The 23597-nt window shown below is 71.4% G+C and carries 11 protein-coding genes; 3 read left to right on the top strand and 8 right to left on the bottom strand.

Annotation, left to right across the window (positions count from 1 at the left end):
- The first annotated feature begins 8 nt into the window (after window positions 1-8).
- Both lhpI and ABD256_RS15885 read left to right on the top strand, forming a co-directional pair.
- A complete protein-coding gene (gene lhpI, locus ABD256_RS15890; protein WP_344418386.1) occupies window positions 9-950 on the top strand; it encodes a bifunctional Delta(1)-pyrroline-2-carboxylate/Delta(1)-piperideine-2-carboxylate reductase in 942 nt (313 codons plus the stop codon).
- Window positions 951-966: 16 nt separating this feature from the next.
- A complete protein-coding gene (locus ABD256_RS15885; RefSeq protein WP_344418384.1) occupies window positions 967-2403 on the top strand; it encodes a short-chain fatty acid transporter in 1437 nt (478 codons plus the stop codon).
- A 176-nt stretch (window positions 2404-2579) separates the two neighbouring features.
- On the opposite strand, the gene ABD256_RS15880 is transcribed toward ABD256_RS15885, so the two are convergent.
- The 4 genes from ABD256_RS15880 to ABD256_RS15865 are packed head-to-tail and all read right to left on the bottom strand — an operon-like array spanning window position 2580 to window position 11489.
- Complete coding sequence (locus ABD256_RS15880; RefSeq protein WP_344418382.1) at window positions 2580-4337, bottom strand: ABC transporter ATP-binding protein; 1758 nt, start codon at window positions 4335-4337, stop codon at window positions 2580-2582.
- A complete protein-coding gene (locus tag ABD256_RS15875; RefSeq protein WP_344418380.1) occupies window positions 4334-6130 on the bottom strand; it encodes an ABC transporter ATP-binding protein in 1797 nt (598 codons plus the stop codon). Before ABD256_RS15875 ends, ABD256_RS15880 begins: the two co-directional genes overlap by 4 nt.
- A complete protein-coding gene (locus ABD256_RS15870; RefSeq protein ID WP_344418378.1) occupies window positions 6127-10779 on the bottom strand; it encodes a non-ribosomal peptide synthetase in 4653 nt (1550 codons plus the stop codon). The genes ABD256_RS15875 and ABD256_RS15870 overlap by 4 nt, the downstream gene beginning before the upstream one ends.
- Window positions 10776-11489 (bottom strand): VOC family protein, encoded by a 714-nt coding sequence (locus ABD256_RS15865; protein WP_344418376.1) that lies wholly within the window; start codon window positions 11487-11489, stop codon window positions 10776-10778. Before ABD256_RS15865 ends, ABD256_RS15870 begins: the two co-directional genes overlap by 4 nt.
- A gap of 152 nt (window positions 11490-11641) precedes the next feature.
- Between ABD256_RS15865 and ABD256_RS15860 the strand changes: the two genes are divergently transcribed.
- Window positions 11642-13183 carry a class I SAM-dependent methyltransferase gene (locus ABD256_RS15860; protein ID WP_344418374.1) on the top strand — a complete coding sequence of 514 codons (1542 nt, stop codon included), beginning with the start codon at window positions 11642-11644 and terminating at the stop codon, window positions 13181-13183.
- A 19-nt stretch (window positions 13184-13202) separates the two neighbouring features.
- On the opposite strand, the gene ABD256_RS15855 is transcribed toward ABD256_RS15860, so the two are convergent.
- The 4 genes from ABD256_RS15855 to ABD256_RS15840 are packed head-to-tail and all read right to left on the bottom strand — an operon-like array spanning window position 13203 to window position 23414.
- Window positions 13203-14261 (bottom strand): Gfo/Idh/MocA family oxidoreductase, encoded by a 1059-nt coding sequence (locus tag ABD256_RS15855; protein WP_344418372.1) that lies wholly within the window; start codon window positions 14259-14261, stop codon window positions 13203-13205.
- On the bottom strand, window positions 14258-15259 hold the full coding sequence (locus ABD256_RS15850; RefSeq protein WP_344418370.1) for a hypothetical protein: 1002 nt from the start codon (window positions 15257-15259) through the stop codon (window positions 14258-14260). Before ABD256_RS15850 ends, ABD256_RS15855 begins: the two co-directional genes overlap by 4 nt.
- A complete protein-coding gene (locus ABD256_RS15845; RefSeq protein WP_344418368.1) occupies window positions 15256-22653 on the bottom strand; it encodes an amino acid adenylation domain-containing protein in 7398 nt (2465 codons plus the stop codon). The genes ABD256_RS15850 and ABD256_RS15845 overlap by 4 nt, the downstream gene beginning before the upstream one ends.
- Window positions 22650-23414, bottom strand: coding sequence for a thioesterase II family protein (locus tag ABD256_RS15840; protein WP_344418366.1), 765 nt, complete (start codon window positions 23412-23414; stop codon window positions 22650-22652). Before ABD256_RS15840 ends, ABD256_RS15845 begins: the two co-directional genes overlap by 4 nt.
- Between the last annotated feature and the right edge of the window lie 183 nt (window positions 23415-23597).

Here is a 23597-nt window from a genome sequence, read left to right as displayed (position 1 = left end):
GGACCGACGTGCATATCGTCTCCGCCGACGAAACCGCGAACGCGCTGCCGTTCGACGCTTTGATCCCCGCGCTCCGCGAGGGCTTCGCCCGCGGCGCCACCACTCCGCCGCGCCACCACCACCAGATCGACGAGATCGCCGGCTCGACCTTGCTCCTGATGCCTTCGTGGCGGGCAGGCGGGTTGCTGGGTGTCAAGCTCGTCAACGTCTTCCCCGAGAACAGCGGGCACGGCCGCCCGGCCCTGTCCTCGGCCTACATCCTGGCCAGCGCGGACACCGGCGAACACCTCGCGGTCATCGACGGGAACGAACTGACCCGGCGGCGCACGGTCGCCACCGCGGCGCTGGCGTCGTCGTATCTCGCCCGCCCCGGCAGTCGAACCCACCTCGTCGTCGGCGCCGGGCACATCGGCTCACTCGCCGCCGCCGCACACGCCGCGGTCCTCGGTATCACCACTGTGCTCGTCCACGACCAGCGCCGGGAATCCGCGCAGCTTCTCGTCACCAGGCTGCGGGAGTCCGGAATGGACGCTCACGTGGCCGACGACCTCGACGCCGCGGTGCCCGACGCGGATGTGGTCTCCTGCGCCACGCTCGCCACCAGCCCGATCATCCGAGGTGAGCTGCTGCGCCCCGGAACACACCTCGATCTCGTCGGCAGCTTCCGCCCGGACATGCGCGAAGCGGACGACACCTGCCTGACGCGCGGCGTCCTGTACATCGACAGCGACATCGCGCTCGACGAATCCGGCGACCTCACCCAGCCGCTCGCGGCCGGCGTCATCACCCGTGACGCCGTGGCCGCCACCTTGCCCCAGCTCTGCCGTGGAGAAGCTCCCGGCCGTCGAAGTGACCACGAGATCACCGTGTTCAAAGCAGTCGGCACAGCACTGGCCGACCTGACCGCCGCAGCGCTCGTCCACCAGCACACCCTCCACCACTCCGGTTGACCGCAGGGAAGTCCGCATGTCTGTGCCCGATTCGCAGTTCGCCGCCGAGCCACCGCGCGGTCGTCTCGCCCGCTTCGCCACCCGCAGCGCGGCCTGGTCGGAGAAGTGGTTTCCCAACACCCTCGTCTTCGCCCTGCTCACCGTCGCGGTGGTCGCCGTCGCCGCGCTGGCGATCGGTTCCTCGCCCGCCAAGGTCGCTTCGGTGTTCGGTAACGGTTTCTGGGACCTCATCCCCTTCACCATGCAGATGGCCATGGTCGCCATCGGCGGCTATGTCGTCGCCACCGCCCGCCCGGTCCAGCGGGCGATCACCCGCCTCGCCCAAGTGCCCCGTGATCCGCGCGCCGCGATCGCCATGGTCGCCACCGTGAGCCTGTTGTCCGCGCTGCTGAACTGGGGCTTCAGCCTCATCTTCAGCGCACTGCTGGTCCGTCGGCTGGCCGAGCGCAGCGGGTTGCGAATGGACTACCGGGCCGCGTCGGCAGCGGCCTACCTGGGTCTGGGCGGAAGCTGGGCGCTCGGCCTCAGCTCCTCGTCCGCGCAGCTCCAGGCGAACCCCGCCAGCATCCCGAAGTCACTGCTCCCGATCACCGGAGTGATCCCGTTCCGCGACACCATTTTCACCTGGCAGTCCCTGGTCGTCGCCGCTGTCGTCATCGCGGTGTGCGTCGCCGTCGCGTTCCTGACCGCCCCCCGCGCCACCGCCGCACGCACCGCCGCCGACCTCGGCATCGATCCGCGCGACCCGGTCGAGAACGACGTGCCGCGCTCGCGCCCCGGCGAATGGCTCGAGTACAGCCCGCTGTTGACCATCCTCGTCGTCGCACTGGTCGGCGGGTGGGCGATCCAGGAATTCGCCGCCAAGGACCCGATCGTCGCCATCTCGGGCCTCAACACCTACAACCTGCTGTTCCTCAGCCTCGGAATGCTTCTGCACTGGCGGCCCCGCCGGTTCCTTGCCGCGGTCACCAAAGCGGTACCGGCCACCGGCGGCGTCCTCATCCAGTTTCCCTTCTACGCCGGGATCGCGGCCATCCTGACCAAGGCCACCGACGGCTCCGGCATCGCCATCTCCCACCACCTCGCCTCGCTGTTCACCTCCGCGGGCAACACCACCACCTTCCCGCTGCTCATCGGCGCCTACTCCGTCGTTCTCGGCTTCCTCATCCCCTCCGGCGGTGGCAAATGGATCATCGAAGCGCCCTACGTGATGCAGGCCGCGAACGACGCGAACGTCAACCTCGGCTGGACCGTTCAGATCTACAACGCCGCCGAGGCGCTGCCGAACCTGATCAACCCGTTCTGGATGCTTCCGCTCCTCGGCGTGCTTTCCCTCAAGGCACGAGACATCGTCGGCTACACGTTCATCTACCTCGTGACCCTCCTGCCCATCGTCCTGGGCCTGCTCACCCTGTTGTCGCCGACGCTTCCGTACCACCCGCCCTCCTATTGACCAGGAGCGACCGCCCATGGCTCTCGACCCCACCTCCGCAGGGAGGTCCCCGGTAGCCGAGGCGCTCCCGGAACGTGCGGCTACCCCGCGTCGCCCGTTGCGCCCCATGCCCACACCGGCCGGAGTTCCGGTGGAGATGAGATCACCGGGATGAAGCGGCTTTCGGTGCGAGGCGGTCAGCTCGGCGACGGTTCCCGAGTGAGCCGCCAGTCCTTGACCCTGGTCTGCGCCCGCCACATGTCGCCGTATCGGCCGTCTTGCCCGAGCAGGTCGGTGTGCGTGCCGCGTTGCACGACGCGACCGTTCTCGAACACCAGGATCTGGTCCGCACCGACCACAGTGGACAGCCGGTGCGCGATCACCACGACCGTCCTGCCGGTCACCAGGCTGTCGATGGCCTGCTGCACCACGACTTCGGACTCCGTGTCGAGTGCCGCGGTCGGCTCGTCGAGAAGCACGACCGGGGCATCCTTCAGTATCGCGCGGGCGATCGAGATGCGCTGGCGCTCGCCTCCGGACAACGCCGAGCCGATCTCGCCCACCCTCGTTTCATATCCGTCGGGTAACCGCTCGGCGAAGGTGTGCACGTTGGCGGCGCGCGCGGCGGCGAGGATCTCCTCGTGGGTGGCTTCCGGCCTGCCCATCGCGATGTTGGCGAGGATGGTGTCGTCGAACAGGTAGACGTCCTGGAAGACGACGGCTATGTGGCGCATCAACTCTTCCTGGGTGAGCGTCGAAACGTCGACGCCGCCCAAGCGCACTACGCCGGTTCGCGGGTCGGCGAACCGGGTCATGAGCCGGGTGACGGTCGTCTTGCCCGAACCGGACGGCCCCACCAGCGCGGTGAGACCGCGTTCGGGAACCTCGAACGAGACATCTTCCAGCACCGGCTCGGTGCGGCCGTCGTAAGTGAAACCGACGCCGGTGAAGGTGATGCCGAACGACTCGGGCGCGCGGCCGCCGGGGCGCACCGGCAGCGCACCGGCGCCGAGCACTTCGCTGATCCTGGTCAGTGCCGCCTCGGACATCTCGAACAGCTTGGTCATGGTGACCGCGGCGCCGAGCGGTTCGGCGAACCGGGCCGCCGCCACGACCACCGCGAGCAGCAGGGGCACGGTGAGGCGCGCGTCCAGCACGAGCGCGGCGCCCAGCGCGACGAGCGCGACCATCGCGGCCTGCACGAGGAACTGCAGTGCGGCGACGGGGATCGAGGCGGATCGGTTCGACTCCGCGTTGGCCTCGTGCTGGTGGGCGAACACTTCGGCGAGCCGTGCCGAGCCCGCGCCTGCCTGACCGGTCGCCTTGAACACCGGAAGGCCTTGCACGTACTCGACGATCCGGTCCGCCATGCCCGCGTTCGCCGCGTCGACGCGGCGGAATCCCTCGTTCGACAGGGTTCGCAGCCTGCGCAGCAACGGCACGGACACCAGCACGGAGACGGCGAGCACCAGTCCAAGGCGCCAGTCGACCGCGATGATCACCACGCCGAGCAGCGCGGGCACGGCGACAAGCCGGACGAACAGCGTGGAGAACGACGAGATGCCCGTGGCGGCGCTGGTGACGTTCGAGCCGACGACCGTGGTCAGGTCGCCCGCGGCACGGCGGGCCAGTTCCTGCTGGGGCATCGATCGCAACCGCTCCCCCAGCCGCGTCCGGGTGTCGCCGGTGACCAGGTGCCAGTAGTCGTAGGTGAACGCGCTCTCCCTCAACCGAAGCAGCGCCTCGGCCACGACCAGCGCGGCGAGCACGCCGACCCACGTCCACGCGGCGCCGGTGTCGATCGGGTCCGCGGCGAGTGCGGCCAGCAACGGGATGAACGACGCGTACGCGAGCGCCTGCACCAGCGAAGCGACCACCGAAATCCGCAGGGTGGCACGGAATTGCGGCGCGTACGGCCCGGCGGCCAGCATCATCAGCCTTCGGATGCGCTTCATGCGATCACCTCCTGCACGCGGTTGCCTGCGAGACCCCAGCTCGCGGCTTGCTCGTGGCGGGCCCACAGCTTCGAGTACCGGCCGCCCGAGGTGACCAGGTCGGCGTGCCTGCCGCGTTCGACGACCCGGCCGCCGTCGAGCACGACGATCTGGTCGACGCCGGTGATGGTGGCCAGCCGGTGCGCGATCACGATGACCGTCCGGCCGGCGGTGAGCCGGGCGACCGCTTCGTGGATCGCCGACTCGCTTTCCGGATCGGCGAACGCGGTCGCCTCGTCCAGCACCACTACGGGTGCGTCGGACAGCATCGCGCGGGCGATGGTGATCCGCTGGCGCTGGCCGCCGGAGAGCTTGCCGCCGCGCTCGCCGACCTGGGTCTGGTAGCCGTCGGACAGCTCCCCCACGACGAAATCGTGCACGGCGGCTGCCTTCGCGACGGCGATGATCTCGTCGTCGGTGGCGTCCGCGCGGGCGAGCCGGATGTTCTCCGCGACCGTGCCGGAGACCAGGAACGGGTCCTGGAACACCAGCGCGACGTGCCGGAGCAGGACCTCGCTCGCCATCTCGCGGACGTCGACCCCGCCGACCAGCACGGCACCGGAGTCGACGTCGTGGAACCTCGGGATCAGCCTGGCGACCGTGGACTTGCCGGAGCCGGACGGGCCGACGAGCGCGCAGACCGTGCCCTCCGGCACGTCGATCGTCACGTCGTCGAGCACGGGCGCGCCACGGCCTTCGGTGTAGCGGAAGGTGACGCCGCGCAGCGACACCGAGGCCCCCTGCGGCTCACGCGGGTACTCGGGTTCGGGCAACGGCGGCTCGGCGAGCAGTTCGCTCACGCGGACCGCGCCCGCCTTCGAGTCGTTGACATAGTTGGTGAGGTGCATCAGCGGGGAGATCGATTCGATCGGCATCGCGCCGATCAGCAGCCCCAGCACCAGCTCGCCGGGCTCGATCCAGCCGGCGGCCAGCATCGGCACGCTCGTGGCGGCGAGCACCAGCAGCGTCGGCAGTGGCACGATGACAAGCTGGTTGAACGCGGACGCGCGGCGGCTGGTCGCGGTCCACGCGCCGACCGCATCGGTGAACGCGGTGACGGCGGCCCCGAAGCGGCGGAACGAGGTGCGGCCGTCGTCGAACGTGCGCACCACGGGCATGCCCTGCACGAACTCGACGACCGCGGTGGTGACGTCCTCGGCCGCCTGGTTGTAGCGGGCGCGCTGGGCGGTGTGGTCGCGGGCCATCAGCGAGAACGACACCGTGGCCACCGGCAGCACGAGCAGTGCGACCAGCAGCAGCTTCCACTGCACGACGCCGAGCGCGAGCAGCGCGGCGATCGGCTGCGCGGCCACCGCGCCGAAGAACGGCACGGCGTCGGCGACGACGTTGTGCAGCGCGGCCACGTCGTCCTGCACGATCTTCTTGATCCGCCCGGCGCCGGTTCGCCAGACCACGCCGAGCGGCATCGCGGCGAGCGCGTCGGCGAGTTCGGTCCGCAGCACCACTTCCAGGTCGTAGCTCGCCCGGTGGGCGACCTGCTCGGCGAGCCAGCGCGCCGCGAGGGACACGATGAGGCATCCGAACGCGCCACCGGCCCACCAGGCGAGCACACCCGCCGACCGGTCGGCGGTGAACAGCTCGCCGACCGCCATCGCCACGCACACGTACCCGGCGACGGCGCCAGCGCCGCCGAGCGCACCGAGCGCGAGCGCCCGGCCGAGCCGGGCCTTCACCCCCGGTGACAATGCCACCAGTTCTTTCACCGGGCGCAGGCCAACGCCGTTGTCGCTCATCGGTTTCCTTCCCGCAGCGGCGCCGCGATACCGTCCGCCACCTGGCGGACGATCGGATCGGTCATACAGGAGAAGTGGTCACCATCCACTTCGGACACGGTGAACTCGCCGGCGCAGACGTCGTGCCAGAACGCGAGCATCTGCTCGGTGAGACCGGGCGCGAACGTCGACGGGCCGGTGGGCACGAGGAACCGCATGTCGCCGAAGTACGCGGGCGGAACGAACCGCGCGGACTGGAAGCTGTGCTTGAACACCCGGAACATGCCCAGTGCCAGCTCGGGCACGACCGCCTGGCCCGCGATGCGCGACGCGGTCTCGGCGTAGCGGTCGAAGCGCGCTTCCTGGCTCAGTGCGCCGAGCCTGGCGAAGAACTCGCCCGCCGCACCGTCGAGCCCTGCCAGCGCACCGTCGGGCACCCGGCCGTCGTTTTCTTCGACCAGCAAGGGAAACGCCTCAGCGACATCGTTCGGGTCGATGGCGCCGAAGCCGATCTGGTCGAGCGAGATGCCGAGGTTGGGCACGAACAGCGCCTCGAACATGAGATCGTCCTCGATGTCGAACGAGACGAGGTGGCTGCTCACCAGCACCAAGTCCTCGACCTGCATCCCGCGCTCGCCGAGCCTGCGGGCGACCTCGGTGGCGAACATGCCGCCGAGGCAGTAGCCGATGAGCTGGAACCGGGTGTGCCCGGCCGCGATGAGCCGTTCGGTGTAGTCGTCCGCGAGCCTGCCGACCACTTCGGACGGTGCGATGGCGCGGTAGCTGTCCGTATCGGCGATCGCGACGCCCAGCACCGGTCCGAGATCCTGCGCGACGAGTTCCGCGGCCAGCGGCCGGAAGCACTCCATGGTGCCGAGGCCGGCGTGGAAGAGCACCCGCACCGGGCCGTCGCCGGTGCTGAACGGCACCAGCGCGGCGTTGCCGCCGTTCGCGGCGACCGGCTCCGGGCGCGCCTTGGCCCGCAGGAATTCGGCGAGCGCGGCGATCGTCGGCTCGTTGAGCATCTTCCGCAGCAGCGTGTCGAACGGCACCGGCGCGACCTCTGGCAGGTGTTCCCGCAGTCTGCCCGCCGTGCGGGCCATGATCAGCGAGTCCGCACCCAAGGAGAAGAAGTTGTCGTGACGGCCGAGCGACGGCACCCGCAAGGCATGGGCCCAGATCGCGGTGAGGGCCTCTTCCAGCGGATCGGCCGGCGCGTCGGCGACCTCGGCGCCCGTTCCCGCCACGGGCTTCCACCCGCTCAGCGAGCGGCGGTCCACCTTGCCGTTCGCGGTGAGCGGCACCGCGTCCACGAGCTGCACCACCGGCGGCACCATGTGCTCCGGCAGCCGTTCGCGCAGGAACGCGGCCAGCTCGTCGGAGGTGACGACCGCGCGGTCGGTCTTGACCCGCGTCGCGCTGACACCGGGCAGCGCCAGCTCGGCGCTTTCCAGCGCGCCCGTTCCGGTGATCACGAGCCAGCCGCCGGGCGCGACGAGTTCGGCGAGCACGTCGTGCGCCGCCGGTGCGATGAGGACGTCCGCGGAGTTGGGCGCGAAACCCTGCGCCCGGTAATCGATGTCCACCTCGAGTTCGGCCTCCACCAGCGTGACCTCCAATCCGGCGAGGATGTCGGCCAATCCGTGGACGGGGGTCAGCGCGAGGACCCGCACCGGACGATCGGAGCCGACGGCGACGCGGTGCGCGATCGCGACGGCACCGCGGTCCGGGTCGTCCCCTGCCGCCTTGGTCACGAGCCGGGCAAACCGCGGGTCGAGCACGGCCGGTTCGACGCGCGCGGGCGCCACGGCGGCGAACAGCGCCCCGTCGGCCAGCACCACACCCGCGCTCGCGACGGCGGGGTGCGCCAGCAGCGCGGCCTCGATCTCGCCCAGTTCGACGCGATGCCCGCGCACCTTGACCTGGGCGTCGGTGCGGCCGAGGAACTCGACGTCACCGCCTGGCCGGTACCGGGCGAGATCGCCGGTCCGGTACATCCGCTGCCCGTCAGCCGGGTGTGCGAGGAACCGGTGCGCGGTCGTCCCCTCGTCGCCGAGGTAACCGTCGGCCAGTCCGGAACCGGTGATGAACAGTTCACCCGGCGTCCATACCGGACAGTCCTGATAGGACTCATCGAGCACCCGGAAACCCTGGTTGGCCAACGGCTTTCCGTAGGGGATGCTGGGCCACCCTTCGGGAACACCGTCGACGCGGTGGAAGTTGGACCAGATCGACGCCTCGGTGGCGCCACCGAGGCTGACCAGCTCCATTCCCGGTAGCCGCGCGGCGGTCTCGGCTGGCAGCGTGGTCGGGATCCAGTCGCCGGAGAGCAGCCCGAGCCGCAACGACGGCAGTGCGCGGCCGCCCTCCCCGTCCAGGTAGGCCACCAGCATCCGCATCAGGGCGGGCACGGAGTTCCACAGCGTCACGCCGTGCCGGGCGACCAGATCCGCCCAGTGCGACGGGTCGGCGCCCCGCGCGGGATCGGGCAGGACGAGTGCGCCACCGCACGCGAGCACCCCGAAGATGTCGTAGGCCGAGAGGTCGAAGCCGAGCGCGGCGACGCCGAGCACGCGGTCCTCACCGGTCACGCCGAACTTGGCCGTCACGTCCGCGATGGTGTTGGCGGCGGCGCGGTGGCTGATCACCACGCCCTTCGGCTTACCCGTCGAACCCGAGGTGTGCATGACGTAAGCGGGGGCATCGGGATCGCCGCTGATCGGCTCGACGGTCCCGGCCGGGGCGAGCCGGTCCACCGCGATCCCGTCCACCCCGTCGGCCCACGACTGGGTCAGCACGTGCCGGACGCCCGAGTCGCGCAGGATCGCGTTCCGCCGCAGCGGCGGTTGTGTGGTGTCGACCGGCAGGTACGCCCCGCCTGCCAGCAGCACTCCGAGCGCACCCGCGACCTGCTCGACACCCTTGTCCATCACGATCGCGACGACCTCGCCCCCGGCATGCCCGCTCTCGCGCAGCGCCCGCGCGACCGCGACCGCGCGACCCGCGAGCTCGCCGTAGGTCGTGGCCCCGTGGCGGTCGACGACCGCCAACCGGTCGGGTGTGCGCGACGCCTGTTCGAAAACCGGCTGGTGCAAGAGGAAATCCGGCACCGGGGCGGTGGTGTCGTTGGCACGGCGGCGTTCCTCGGCCTGCCACGCGGGCAGTGCCACGGCGCGCTCCGCCTCCCAGGCCGCGTCATCATCGGCGAGCCCGGTGAGCACTGCCTCGAACGCGGCGAACATGTCGTCGACCAGCCCATCCGGGAAGACGCCTTCGCGGACGTCCCAGTTGACCCGCAAGCCGCCGTCGTCGTCCATCGCCTGGCAGTCGAGGAAGACCTGCGGCGTCTGGGTGATGCCGAAGCCGTCGAACCGGCCGGCCGCGGCCCCGCCGCCGCGGCCGATACCGATGGCGCTGGTGAACACGATCGGCATCAGCGCGTCGTCCCTGCCACGCCTGCGCGCCAGGTCCCGGATCACCTCGACGCCGGAGTGCAGCCGGTGGTCGAGATCGGCGAAGAGGCGGTCGCCAACGGCGCGCGCCCGGTCGGTGAACGTGCCTTCGGCGGTCCAGTCGACCTCCAGCAGGTTCACCGAGGTGAAGTCGCCGACCACGTCGTGCACGCCGGGGTGCAGGTCGAGCCGGTTGAGCACGGTGAGGTTGAGGCTGAACCGCGGCGACCGCGCCCAGCGGGCGAGCACCGCGGCGTAGGCCGAAAGCACGGCCGAAGACGGGGTGAGGCCACGGGTCTTGGTGCGCCGGACGAACGCGGCCCACTGGTCCTCGTCGAGCCGCAGTTGCCTGCGGGAGAACGAAGGTGGCTGCTCGCGGCGGTCCAAGGGCAGGTCGGGCGCGACGGGCAGTGAGTCGAGGCGGGCGGCCCAGTAGTCCCGATCGCGCCGGTAGCGGCCGGTTTCGCGCAGGCGCCGCTCGGCGAGCACGTAGTCGCGGAAGCGCATGCCCAGCTCGGGCAGTTCCCGGTCCGGCGCGGTGTGCAGCGCCTCCAGCTCGCCCAGCACGAGTGCGATGCTGGCCCAGTCGGCGATCAGGAAGTCCAGCGAGACGTGCAGTACCGCGTGCTCGTCGGTGCGGGTGGCGCGCAGGTCGAACAGCGGCCAGCGGGCCGGGTCGTAGACGTGGTGGCCGAGTTCGGCGCGCACGGATTCCAGCGACGCGGTCACGGTCGCGCGATCGGCGCCGGTCAGGTCCGTCACGAGGACGTCGTAGCGCGGTACCTCGGGGAGCACGCGCTGGACGCCGTCCGCGGAAATCACCGCGCGCAGCATGTCGTGCCGGGCGATCAGCCGGTTCCACGCGGTGGTCAGCCGTTCGGCGTCCAGTTCGGCATAGCTCACTTCGACGTAGACATGGCACGCCACACCGCCGAAGCCGAACGCGTCATGACGGCCGACGAGATAGGCGGTCTGGACATCGGTGAGCGGGAACGGCTCGAACCGGCCTTCGTCGTCGGCGGTCAGCTCGACGCGTTCGGCGCGCAGCAGCTCCAGCACCGCTTCCTTCGCCGCCTTGAGCCGTGCGAGCAGCTCCGGGGTCAGCACCCCCTTCGGCGCGCGGTAGCGCAGGCGATCGCCTTCCGCCCACAGCGTCACGCCGGTCTCGGTGAGGGTGGCGACGAGGTCGGCCGCGGTGTCCGTCTTCGAAGTGGTCACTGCTGGTTCTCCTGATGCTGCGTCGAGCGGGCGGGGACGAGCGCGACGCCGCGGACGAGCGCGGGATCGAGCGGGGCGGTCAGTCCGGCGAGCTCCACTTCGAGCACGCCGGTCACCACGGCGGTCCGCGGGCGCAGCCACGGGTCGTCGCCGATCAGCCGGTCGTAACCGTCGCGGTGCTCTGGCCGCACGCCGTAGTGCACGGCGGTGACACCGGTGGCGCCGTTGGCATGGGTGATCGAGGCCGGGCGCTGGGGCGGGTCGTATGCGGAGACCACGAACGGCAGCGTGGCCGGTCGTGGCGCGACGAGCTGGTAGCGGACCCGCCTGCCGTCCGGCCGGACGCGGCCGTTGCGGAAGATCCGGGAGACCGGCACCCCGGCGGCGCGCAGTGTCTCACGGACGCGGGCCAGGCCGGTGTCGTCGGTTTCGAGCGCGACGTCACGCCAGCCGTCGTCGCCGGAAGCCCACTTCGCGAGCCGGTCCCCCATTCCCCTGCCGAACGAAGCGGCGACCGGCCACCGCAGCGCGCGCAGCGCGGACGGGAATTCGAAGAATTCAAGAAAGGGGCCCTCTTCGAACCAGACGAGCGCGTTGCGCGCTTTCTCAGGGGCACTGCCCCACGCCACCGAAAAACCGAGTCCGGTGAACTCTTCCACAGTGGATCGAATGTCGTCGACCCGGCACAACACATGACTGCACCTCAACATCCACAAAACCTCTCTAGCGAGTCGGCAGTTCGCACTGTTTGCGAGATGACCACGATCCCGGTTAGGATCCGCATGTGCATTCCCCTGAACAAGAATTCACCACCTTGCTGAACCGCGGTTTCCCCTCCGCGTTGATCGAGCAGTATGAAGTTTTGCGCTCGGCACCTGGAATTCACGATCTGGCCAGCAGGCTGAAATCCGGCGATCCCCGCACCGTCGCGCGCGTCGCGGCGTGGCACGCGGTGCTCCACGGAACGTCCACTGTCCTGATTGGACTTCCGCTGACCGGACCGGGCCTGGAGGCGGCCGTCGCCACCGTCCTCAGCGGCGCGAAGGTCGTGTTCGACGACCCCGACGGGCATCCCGCGCGCGCACTCGCCGCGCTGGAACGCGGTGGCGCCGAGGTCGCCGTGCTGGATTCCGCGCGGGTGGCGGCGCTGGCGGCCGAGCCCGCCGCGGCCATGACCGACCTGTCCGAGCTGCGGCAGGTGCTGCACCTCGGCGGTGCCGCCGAGTTCGGCGAGGTTCCCTTGGTGCGCCTTCAGCAGGGAGCCGACGGCGTCGTCGCTTCCGTACGAGACCACGACGCGCACGAAACCGTGCTGGCCGCCATCGACGCGGTGCGGACGCCGGGCCTTGCCCGCGAGCACACCGCCGCCTTCGTCGCCAGGCTGGACGAGGCCGTGCTCGCCTCGATGCTGCACGCGCTGCAAGAACACGGCGTGCTCACCGATCCGTCGATCGCCCACGACGTGGCAGAAGTGCTCGCGGCGGCTCGTGTCGCCCCGCGGCACCACGCGGTGGTCGAACGCTGGCTCACCGCACTGACCGGCCGCGCCGTGCTGGCCCGCGACGGCGAACGCGTGCGCGGCGCCGCGCCGGTCGGCGTCGACTCGGTGGACAAGGCGTGGGCGGCGGCCCGTGCACTGTGGACCGAGGGGTTGGGCGACGCGGCGGTCATCGACTACTTCCGCCTGAACGCCGACCACCTTCCCGGTCTGATGTCCGGTGAGGAACAGGCCGCGCTGCTGCTGTTCCCCGAGGGCCGTCAGGACCTCGCGGACGCGTTGTACCGGCGTACCGCCGTGGCCCGCCAGCTGAACGCGATGGTCGCGGCCGCCGTCGGCGCACTCGCCGACCGCGGCCCGCTGCGGGTGCTGGAGATCGGCGCGGGAACCGGAGCGACCAGCGAGGTGGTCTTCGACCGGCTCGCCGAATCCGGCGCCCGTGACGTCGACTACCACTTCACCGACGTGTCCTCGTTCTTCCTCACCACCGCGCAGGAACGCTTCCCCCGCCACGGTTTCGTCCGTTACGGGGTCTTCGACGCCGACGGTGGCAACCGGGAGCAGGGCTTCACCCCTGGCAGCGTGGACGTGGTGATCGCCGCGGGCGCGCTGAACAATGCCCGCGACACCGACGCGACCCTCCGCCGCGTCCGCGAACTGCTCGCACCCGGCGGCTGGCTGCTGCTGATCGAGCCGACCCGCGAGTACCTGGAGATCCTGATCTCCCAGGCGTTCATGATGACCGCGGCCGAGGACGACCGGCTGCGCTCGGGCACCACCTTCCTGTCCCGCGCGCAATGGCTGCACGCGCTGGCGGGCGCCGGGTTCGGGCGGACGCACGTCGTGCCGGACGACGACCACCCGCTGGCACCGATGTCGCAGTGCCTGCTCGTCGCGCGGCGCTGAGCACGCGACGGCCCCGGTCTCACACATCGCCCGGTCCCGGGACGGGCACCGGGCGGTGCGCCGGGTCTTCGAGCAGCGTCGCGTATCCCAGTGCGGTGGTCAGGTCCTGCCACATGCGGCACAGCGCCAGGTGGTACTGCGGCGCCCGCGAGGTGCTCGCCGGATCGAGCACGGCTTCGCGCAACGCGAGCAGGTCGCGCCCGATCGCCGACGGCAGCACGTCCGCCAGGAAGTCCCGATAGGACGGTGGCGCCGTGTCGAGGAAAGTCGTACCGGGCTGGCCCAGATGTGCCGCGTCCGATCCGGTGAAGTCGAACGAGGCGCGCACCCCCGGCGGGACGTGCAGCCGCGGCGTCCACGACACCGGGCCGTGCGCGTCGTGCAGGGCGAGCCCGCCGCCGTCGAAGCCGATGGTGGCCCTGGTCAGCAGGTGCAGGTGGTTGTCGGGGTCGGCGGGCGCGATCTCGTTCTGCACGCGCAACACGAGTGGCACCCCGCCGAGCTCGCCGGTGACGACGGTGAACGGCCCGCTCGTGCCGGCCGAGGTGAACCGCCACGGCCGCGGCGAGCCCAGCGCCTCCGCCAGTACGTGCAGCAGCGGGAACGAAACCTGCACCGCGCAGGCCGCGTCGAGATAGGCCGGCCGCTGCCGCGTGCTGAGCTCTCGCGCGGCGGCCGCCCACCGCCGCGCGGCAGGGAGCTGGGCGTAGAGGTCGCCCATGCGGTACCGGACACCGTGCGCCCGCGCGGTTTTGAGGCTCTCCACGAGATCGTCGTGGTGGATCGGCTGCTCCTGCAGGACGTGCACACCACGCGCGAGCAGCGTCCTGGCCAGTTCGCTTCCTGGTCCTCCCATCGACGAGGACCGGACGACGACGCAGGCGATGTCCACGTCGTCCGGCACCTGGCCTGCTTCCGTCCACAGGGGAACTCCGGCACGGCGAGCGGTCTCGGCGGACCGTTCGCTGCCCCTGGCCAGCACTCCGGCGAGTTCGAACTCGCCGGGGAGCGAGGCCACCGCGGCGAGATAGGACTGGCCGAACGTGGTGCCGCAGACGACGACGCGCGACCGGTTCACAGCGTTCCTTCCTCGGCGAGCGCGAGATCGGCGATCGGCCGGTCCTCGACGACGATCTCCACACCGTCCAGTTCGGACGCACTGGCGGGATCGAGCACCTCGGCCGCTTGGTACGTCCCCTCGGCGACTTCCCCGGCGAGCACGGCCAGCGCCGTTGCCACCGTCACCGCCGCCGTCATCACCGCCGTGGACCCAGCGCGTGCGATGGCGGTTCTGGTGACCACGGCGCCATCCGACGTGCCGTCGAGCTGGACGAGCAGGGTGGCGTGCGTGGCGCGGCCGGCCGTGTCCAGTGCCGCGGCCTCGCGCAACGACCGCACCGCGTCGTCCACTCGCTGACCGCGCACCCTGCCGAGTGCGGCCAAGAGCCTGCCGTCCTCGAAGAACGCATACCGGGTCGCGTCCACAAGAGACAATGCGCGTGCGACGGAAGCGCTCTCCTCGTCGAAGAACGGCAACGCTACGACCGGGAGGGGTAGCCGCGGCAGCGTGAGATCGTCCACGCGGCTCACCGCGGACGAGACCCGCTGCCCTCGGCGCCACCCGGCGCCCGCCTCCGATCCGCCGTGGAGGAAATCCTCCGCGCCCGCCGTCGTGAACCGGTCGCGCACCCCGGAGTACGACACGAGCGACCGCACCTCGTCGAACCGCCGTGCGAGCGCGCGGGGCAGCACGCCGGACAGACCGGGGGCCGCGCCCGCGGCGAACACGGCGGCCCGGCCCGGTGCCGGGGTGACGCGCACGCCGTCCCCGCCCGCGTCCACGTGGTCCGCGCCCGCCCGCATCGCGGCGAGCGCGACCCGCCGCGCCACACCGTGCGAAGGTCCCGCGCAGTTGACAACCAAGCGGGCTCCGTCCACAAAGGTCGCCAGCGAGTGGTCGTCGAACAGGTCCACACCGGACGAACGGCTGCCGCCTCGGACCGGGATGCCACGCGAACGAAGCGCGGCGAGCACACCCCTGCCGACGGCCCCGGACGCACCGAGAACCGCGATCACAGCTCTCCCTCGTCGTTGTCCGCCAACTCGTCGACCAACTCCGCGACCTCCGCCACGGTCGGCCCGGCGAACATCCGCCGCAGGGGCAGCACCACCCCGTGCCGCTGCTCGACGAGCCGGATGAACCTGGTCGCCAGCAACGAATCACCGCCGAGCGCGAAGAAGCTCTGGTTCCGCCCGGTGACCGGCGCCTCCAGCAGTTCCGACCACAACGCCGCGATCATCCGCTCCCCATCGCTCCGTGGCGCCTCGCCCGCCTCTCCCGGTGACCTGCCGCGAAGCAGGCGCTCCACCGCGGCCCGGTCGACTTTTCCGTTGGTGGTCAACGGAAGCCGTGGCAGCACCTCGACGCGCTCGGGCACCATGTGCGCGGGCACCATGGTGCCCGCGTGCGCCCGCAGGCCCGCACCGTCGAGTGCCGGTGCCGTCGACGGCACCGTGCCGGACACGACGGCGAGCCCGCCGGCCCCTGCCGCGCGGTGGGTCACGCCGGTCAGCCCGGCCGCGGCGAACTCGGCGGCCCACCGCCTGGCGGGCAGCATCGGCGAGCCCGCGGCAAGGCGCACGGGGTCCAGCGCGCCGAACCCGTGCTCCAGCACCGCCGCCGTCACCAGCCCGATCGGCGCCAGCGCTTCCGGTTCGATCGCGAACACCGTCCCGCCGGGAGCGGCCAGCAACGCCGACACGGTCACCCCTTGGCCCGGTTCCGCGTAGCGGTGCACCACGGCGGTCGCGAGCACCACGTCGAACCGCCCGAGCAGGGTCGCGGGCACGGATTCGACCGGGGCGTCCAGCGACGTGACCCGCACCCGGTCGCCGAGCGCGGTGGCGAGTCCCGCCGGAGCGCCCCATTCCAGTGCCTCGACCGGCCGGGCCAGCTGCCCTGCGAGGTCAGCGATCTCCGCGACGACGAGTGCGAACGCTTCGCCCGCATAGCCGGAAATGATCGACGACGGCGCGAACAGCGGCTCGTCCAGCAGCGCGGTCGCGTGCGCGCGGCCGGCGAGCACATCCTGGTAGAGCCCGGTCAGCTCACGGGCACGGCTCAGCGTGGGCTCGTCCGCGGGTGTGGCCGACGGCTGGTTCCCGGCGGTTTCGAGCCAGTTCCGCCACAACCGCGCCGTCGGCTCGTGTTCGGCGGAAATCGGGCCGTCCAGCAGTTCCCGGAGCAGCGGCGCCACGGCGGCGGTCTGCTCGCGCACCATCCGGTCGTACGCCGCGGTGTCGCGCGCGTTCCGCCCGCTGCCCGCCGTCACCGTCGTCGCCGGCAAGGCGGCGGGGACCACGGCGGCCACCAGCGTGCCCTCGACGAGCGCGGCCACCGCGGAACCGACGCCCGGCGCGGTGGACAGTGCCGCCTCGACCTCACCGAACTCGACGCGGTGCCCGCGGATCTTCACCTGCCGGTCGCGCCTGCCGAGGAACTCCAGCGTGCCGTCTGGCCAGTACCGGCCGAGATCGCCGGTCCGGTACCAGCCGCCGGTGAACCGCGCGGCGGTCAGGGCAGGGTCGCCCCGGTAGCCGCGGGCGACCCCGGTTCCGCCGATCCACAGTTCGCCCTCGGCCCAGTCGGGGCGGTCGCGTCCCGCCGCGTCGACGACCCGGAACCGCTGGTTGCGCAACGGGAAGCCGTACGGGATCGACCGCCAGGCGGGGTCGACCGCGCCGACCTCGAAGAAGTTGGACCAGATCGACGCCTCGGTCGCCCCGCCGAGCGCGGTGAACCGGCAGCCGGGGGCGTGCGCGGCGAGCCTGCCAGGCAGGTCGAGGCCCACCCAGTCACCGGAGACCAGCGCGACGCGCAGCGGCAGCGGCCCGTCCGCGACGAGCAGGAGCAGGTCGAGCAGCGCGGGCACCGAGTTCCACACCGTGACCCCGTGCCGCTCGACGAGCTCCAGCCAGCGGCGGGCGTCCCGACGCTCGTCTTCCTCCACCAGCACGAGGGAGCCGCCCGCGGAGAGCAGGCCGAACACGTCGTACACGGAGAGGTCGAAGTCCAATGCGGACACGGCGAGCACGCGGTCGTCCTTGCCGACGCCGAACCGTTCGGAGACGTCGGTGACGGTGTTCATCGCGGCGCGATGGGTGATCTCCACCCCTTTCGGTTCGCCGGTGGACCCGGACGTGAAGATCACGTACGCGAGCCGATCCGGCTCGCAGGCGATCGGTGTCGCCTGCCGGAAATCCCTTGCGGCGCGGACGAATTCCCCGGTCACGACCGTCCGCACCCCGGCGAGGCGGTGGATGCGCTCCCGGCGGGCATCCGGCTGGTCGACGCCGATCGGCACGTACGCGCCGCCCGCCGCGAGGACGCCGAGCACGGCCGCGATCTGGTCCGGTCCCTTGGGCAGGGTGACCGCGACCGGCTCACCCGGTGCCACGTCGAGCGCGGCGGCGATCCGCAGCGCCCGGCCGGCCAGCTCGCCGTAGCTGATCGTGCGGTCACCGGTCAGCAGTGCCACGCGGCCGGGGTTTTCACCGGCCTGCCGGAAGAAGCCGTCGTGCAACGAGCACTCCGGCAGCAGGTCGGTGGTCGCGTTGACCAGGGCGCGGACTTCGCGCTGGGCGGCGGGCACCAGATCGGGCGGCGCCGCTGTCCAGTCCCCGGTGGCCAGCCAGTCCACTAGCCGCTGGTAGGCGTCGAACATCGCGTCGAGCAGCCCGGCGGGGAAAAGCCCGTCGACCGCGTCCCACACGAGTTCCACCCCGCCGTCCACATCGGACACCTGGTGATCGAGCCACACCTGCGGGGTCTGGGAGATCCCGTACACCGGCTCGGTCAGCAGCGCGCCGGCGAGCGCGGGAAGGCCGAGCGCGCTGGTGAACACCACCGGCATGGTGACCTCGGCCGCGCCGGTGGCACGGGCCAGTTCGCGCAGCACCCGCACCGCGGAGACCTGGCGGTGGTCCAGCGCGTCCCACATGCGGCGCTGGAGCCCGCGCGTGCCCGCCAGCCAGGAGTCCCCTGCCTCCGGGTGGTGGTCCACCAGCACCAGCGAGGTGAAGTCGCCGATGACGTGGTGGATGTCCGGGTGCGATTCCCGCCGGTCGAACAGGGTCACGTTCAAGGTGAGGTCCGGCCGGGCGCTCCACCGGCCGAGCACCTCGGCGAAGGCCGTCAGCAGCACCGCGGACGGGGTGAGGCCGTGCTCACGGGCACGAGCGGCGATCACCTGCCAGCGCTCGCGCGGGACCGTGGCCGAACGCCTGCTGAACCGGGGCGCGGTGATCTCCGCCGGGTCGGCCGCCAGCGGAAGGCACGGACCGGGCGGGAGCGTCGGCGCGACTTCGGCCCAATACCGCTCGGCGCGCTCGGTGTCCGGCGCCGGGCTCAGCAGGTAGTCGCGGAACGTCACGCCGACGGGCGGCAACTCGGCGTCAGGATCGGCGTAGAGCGCGCCCAGTTCCGCGTAGAAGGTGAGCACGCTCAGCGCGTCGAAAACCAGGTTGTCGGTGCCGATGGCCAGCACGGTCCGGTCGCCTCGCCTGGACGCGGTGATCGAGAACAACGGCCAGGTGGCCGGGTCGAACACGTGGTGCGAGAACCGTTCGCGCGGATCGTCCGCGAATTCCAGCCGGAACGGTGGCACTTCGCGCAGCACGCGCTGGTCACCGTCGGGGCCGACGACCGCGCGCAGCATGTCGTGCCGCGCGACGAGTGCGTTCACCGCCGCTTCCAGCCGTGGCACGTCGAGCTCGGCGACCTCGTACTCGCGGTAGAAATGGCTGCCGACGCCGCCAAGGGTGAGGTCCGCACCGCGGCCGATCCAGTAGGCGCGCTGGACGTCGGTCAGCGGGAACGGCTCGAAGCGGCGCTCGGGCTCGGCCACGACCGGCACCGGCGGTTCCTCGTGGCCCGTCGACAGGGTGGCGGCGAAGTCGGCGAGCACCGGATTGGCGAACAGTTTCGCCAGCGCGACCCCGGTCAGCCCGGCCGCGGTGAGCCTGCCGATCAGCCTGGTCGCGAGCAGCGAATCACCGCCGAGCGCGAAGAAGTTCTGCTCGCGGCCGGTGACCGGAACGCCGAGCAGCTCGGCCCACACCCCGGCGACCACCTCCTCCACCGCTCCGTCCGGCGGGTCACCCGCCCCGGAATCCATTGTGGACATTTTGGAAAAAGTGCGCGCGAGTGCGTCGCGGTCGATCTTTCCGTTGCGGGTCAGCGGAAACTCGGGCAGTGTCAGTACCCGGTGGGGCACCATCACCGCGGGCAGCCGCTCGGCCAGCGAATCCAGGAGCGCGGTCTCGTCGACGTCCGCGGGAAGAAGATCGGGTTCCGGGTCGTCGCCGGCCTCCAGCACTGCCACCAACTCGTCGACGCGCTCGGCCAGCCCGTGTACGAGCGGGCCGTGGCCGGTGGCCGCGAGCCGCCACCGCAGCGTCGTCCACGATTCGGCGTCCGCCACGCGGTCCCGCCACGGCACGTGCGCGTCCGGAACCTGGTCGAGCAGGTGCGCGAGGAACGAGTCGGCGATCTCGTCCGGTACGGCCGGGACGGCGACGGTCACGACGGCCGCGATGCGCCGTCCGGAAGTCACCAGCGCGACGCCTTGGGAGACACCGGGGAACGCGGTGAGCGCCGCTTCGATCTCGCCGAGTTCGACGCGGTGGCCGCGGATCTTCACCTGGTGATCGGTGCGGCCGAGGAATTCGACCGTCCCGTCCGGCCGGTACCGGACCAGGTCACCGGTGCGGTACCAGCGGGAACCGTCGCGCTCGACGAATTTCTCCGCCGTGCGCGCCGGATCTCCCCGGTAGCCGAGCGCGACACCCGCGCCGGACACCCACAGCTCACCTGGCACCCAGTCCGGGCAGTCGTGGCCACGGGCGTCGACCACCCGGCAGCGGGTGTTGCGCAGCGGCCTGCCGTAAGGAACCGCCCGCCAGCTCGGGTCCACGTCGCCGACTTCGCACACGGTCGCGTGGATGGCGGCCTCGGTCATGCCGCCGAGCCCGGCGAACCGGCAGCCCGGTCGCAGTTCCCGCAGCCTGGCGGGAAGATCGGTGCCCACCCGGTCGCCGCCGAGCATCACCAGCCACAGCGCGCCACCGAGGCCGCCGCGCTGCCCCGCGACGATCAGCATGTCGAGCAGCGCGGGCACGCAGCTCACGACGCTCACTTCCCAGCGGCGCACCAGCTCGGCCAAGGCATGCGCGTCACGGCGTTGGTCCTCGCGCGGCAGCACGAGGCTGCCGCCGAAGCCGAGGAACGCGAACAGGTCGTATGCGGACAGGTCGAAGTCCAAAGCGGACAGTGCGATCGTGCGGTCGTCGGGGGTGACGCCGAAGTGGTCGTTGACCGCCTCCACCGTGTTCGCCACCGCTCGATGCGGCACCTCGACCCCCTTGGGCGTGCCGGTCGAGCCGGAGGTGAAGATCACGTACATCACGTCTTCACTGTCCACTGTGGTGAGTTCGGTGGCCGGGGAATGGTGTGCCGACTTGGCGACGGCGTCACCCGCCAGCACGACGCGCGCACCAGCCGACTCGTGCACCGCCGCACGACGCGCGACGGGAACGTCCACACCGGACGGCACGTAGCACGCACCGGCGCCGAGCACGCCGAGCACGGCGACCACCTGGTCCGGCCCCTTGCGCAGGGTGATCCCGACAGCGTCGCCCCGGCGCACGCCCTCGGCGCGCAGCATCGTGGTGAGCCGCCGCGCACGGTCGGACAGTTCGCCATAGGTCATCACGGAGTCCGCGCCCCAGACGAGAGCCACGCCGTCGGGTTCGGCCTCGGCGAGCGCGAAGAACCGCTCGTGCAACGGCTTTCCCGGTGCCGCACCCGCGGTCATGTTGACGCGATCGCGTACCGCGCGCTGCTCGCCGGGCACCAGCCCGCCGACCGGGGTGCCCCACCCGCCGCCCGCGACGAGGCCGTCGACGAGTTCGGTGAACGTCTCGAACATCGCGTCGAGCACGCCGGGCGCGAACGCTGTCTCACGGGCGTCCCAGGTGAGCAGGATCCCGCCGTCGTGTTCGGTGACCTGCGCGTCCAGCCACACCTGCGGCCCCTGCGAGATCATCCACACCGGACGGCCGAGCTGCGCCCGCACCTCGGCGTCGAACAGCTCGCCGAAGTCGAGCGTGCTGGAGAACACGACCGGGGCGAGCACCTGCTCGCCGTGGTTGGCCCTGGTCAGCTCGCGCAGGACGTCGACACCGGTGAACGCGGCGTGCCCTGCCGCCTCTCGCAGCTCCGACTGGGCTCGGAGCGCGGCGGCGGTGAACGACTCGGCCATCCCGGTCCGCATCCCGAGCAACACCGAGCTGGAGAACGCGCCGACGAGCTTGTCGACATCGACGTGCGACGGTTCTCTGCCGAATACCGGGACGTTGAGCAGGAAGTCGCGCTCGGCGCTCCACGCACCGATCACCTCGGCGAACGCGGTGGCGAACACGACCGCGGGGGTCAGTCCTTCGGCACGCGCGCGGTCGCGCACCGCACCGGTGGCAGCGGGGTCGAGCCAGTGCTCGCGGCGGCGGGCCACCGGCACGCCGCCCTCGCCGGGGGTGTTTTCGACCGGCAGCGCGGGCGAACCGGGCAAGTCCGCGAGACGGTCCAGCCACCATTCGCGGTCGCGCTCGACGGCACCGGCACTCGTGTGCGCACGGTCGGCCAGATAGCGCGGATAGCTGTAACCGAGGGGAGGCAAGGGGTCTTCCGGCGCACGCAGCAACCGGGCGAGGTCGGCGACCAGGATGCGCAGGCTCATCGCGTCGGCGGCGATCATGTCGACGTTCACGTGCACCCTGGCGGCGTTGTCCTGGAGGAGGCTGAGCTGGACGTCGAACACCTCACCGGCGGCCACGTCCATGACGCGCTCGGAAAGCCGGGCGCGCAGCACGGCGAGCCGCGTCTCGCGTTCGACGGCGGGCATAGCGCGAAGATCGTGGGTGCGCAGTCCTGGCCACGGGGACTCGGCGGCGATGCGCTGGCGTCCGGTGCCGTCGACCACGAGCCGCGTCATGCCGTGGCGGGCGAAGACGCCGCGCACGGCACGGTCCAGCTTCGCGGGATCCAGCGCGCCGCCGTCGAACTCGGTGTAGAAGTGCGCGGCCACGCCACCGAGCCGCTGGCCGTGCTGACGGCCGATCCACAGCGCGTGCTGCAACGGGTCGAGTTCGAACCGCGCACTTTCATCCACAGTGGACGATGTGGCCGGCGCTCCGGTGCGGCCTGCCGCCAGTTCCCGCCACCCGGCCACGGTGGGACGTTCGGCGAGTTCGGCGAAGCTCGTCGAGACACCGGCAGTCCGGAGCTTGCCGACGATCCGCATCATCGCGATCGAGCTGATGCCACCGGCGATGAGGTCGGCCTCTTCGTCGACGGAGTCCGCCGGCACGCGCAGCACGGACGCGACCACCGCGCGCAGGTCCAGTTCGGTCACCTGATCTCCTCGGCGGATTCGAGCCCGCCCAGCACGAGGCCGAGCACCTGTTCGGCGTGGCGGGCGGGGAAGAAGTGGTCGCCCTGCACGACGTGGCGGGTGAAGGGACCGGAGGTGTATTCGCACCAGCGGTCGGCTTCATCAGGCGTGGCCTCGGCGTCTTCGGCACCGACGATCGCGGTGACGCCGATGTCGAGCGGGGTTCCCGGCCGGTGCCGGTAGGTCTCCTCGATCCGGTAGTCGCCGCGGATGGCGGGCAGGAACACCGGCCACAGCTCGGGTGTCGCCGCCAGCACCTCGGCCCCCGCACCGCCGACCCGGCGCACCTCGGCGACCAGACCGGCGTCATCGCGCCGGTGCACATCACCGCCCGCCGCCTCGCCGGGCACGTGCCTGCCGGAGACGACGAGTCGTCGCGGCCGCACCCCGTGCACCGCGCTGAGCGCTCGCGCCGTCTCGTACGCCGCGATCGCGCCCATGCTGTGTCCGAAAAGGACCAACGAGCGGTCGGACAACGCGTGCACCTCTTCGGTCACGCCGCGCACCAGTTCTTCCATGCCAGTGGGCACCGCCTCGCCGATGCGGTCCTCCCTTCCCGGGTACTGCACGGCGTGCACCTCGACGTCGGCGGGGGCGAGACCGCCCCAGGAGCCGTAGAAGCTCGCCGCGCCTCCCGCGTGCGGGAAGCACACGAGGCGCAGACGCGGTGCGGAGCGCGGTTCCCAGCAGCGCAGCCACCGCGCGGCGGTTCGGAGCGGCACGAACGATCACATCCCATCAATGAGCCTGGCGTCGTAGAGCGACGTTCAAGGCGAGCAAGGCAACCCTAACTGCCTGGAAATCACCATGGACTACGCGGCGGCCGAGCACCCCGGTTACTCGCGGGTATGCGAGCGAGAACACACCGAGAGATGCGCGATCGGCCATGTATTAGCAGCTCATCG

Origin of the sequence: Amycolatopsis minnesotensis (genome assembly GCF_039529815.1) — a bacterium.
Lineage (GTDB): Bacteria > Actinomycetota > Actinomycetes > Mycobacteriales > Pseudonocardiaceae > Amycolatopsis > Amycolatopsis minnesotensis.
This window is presented reverse-complemented; position numbering and strand designations above follow the sequence as displayed.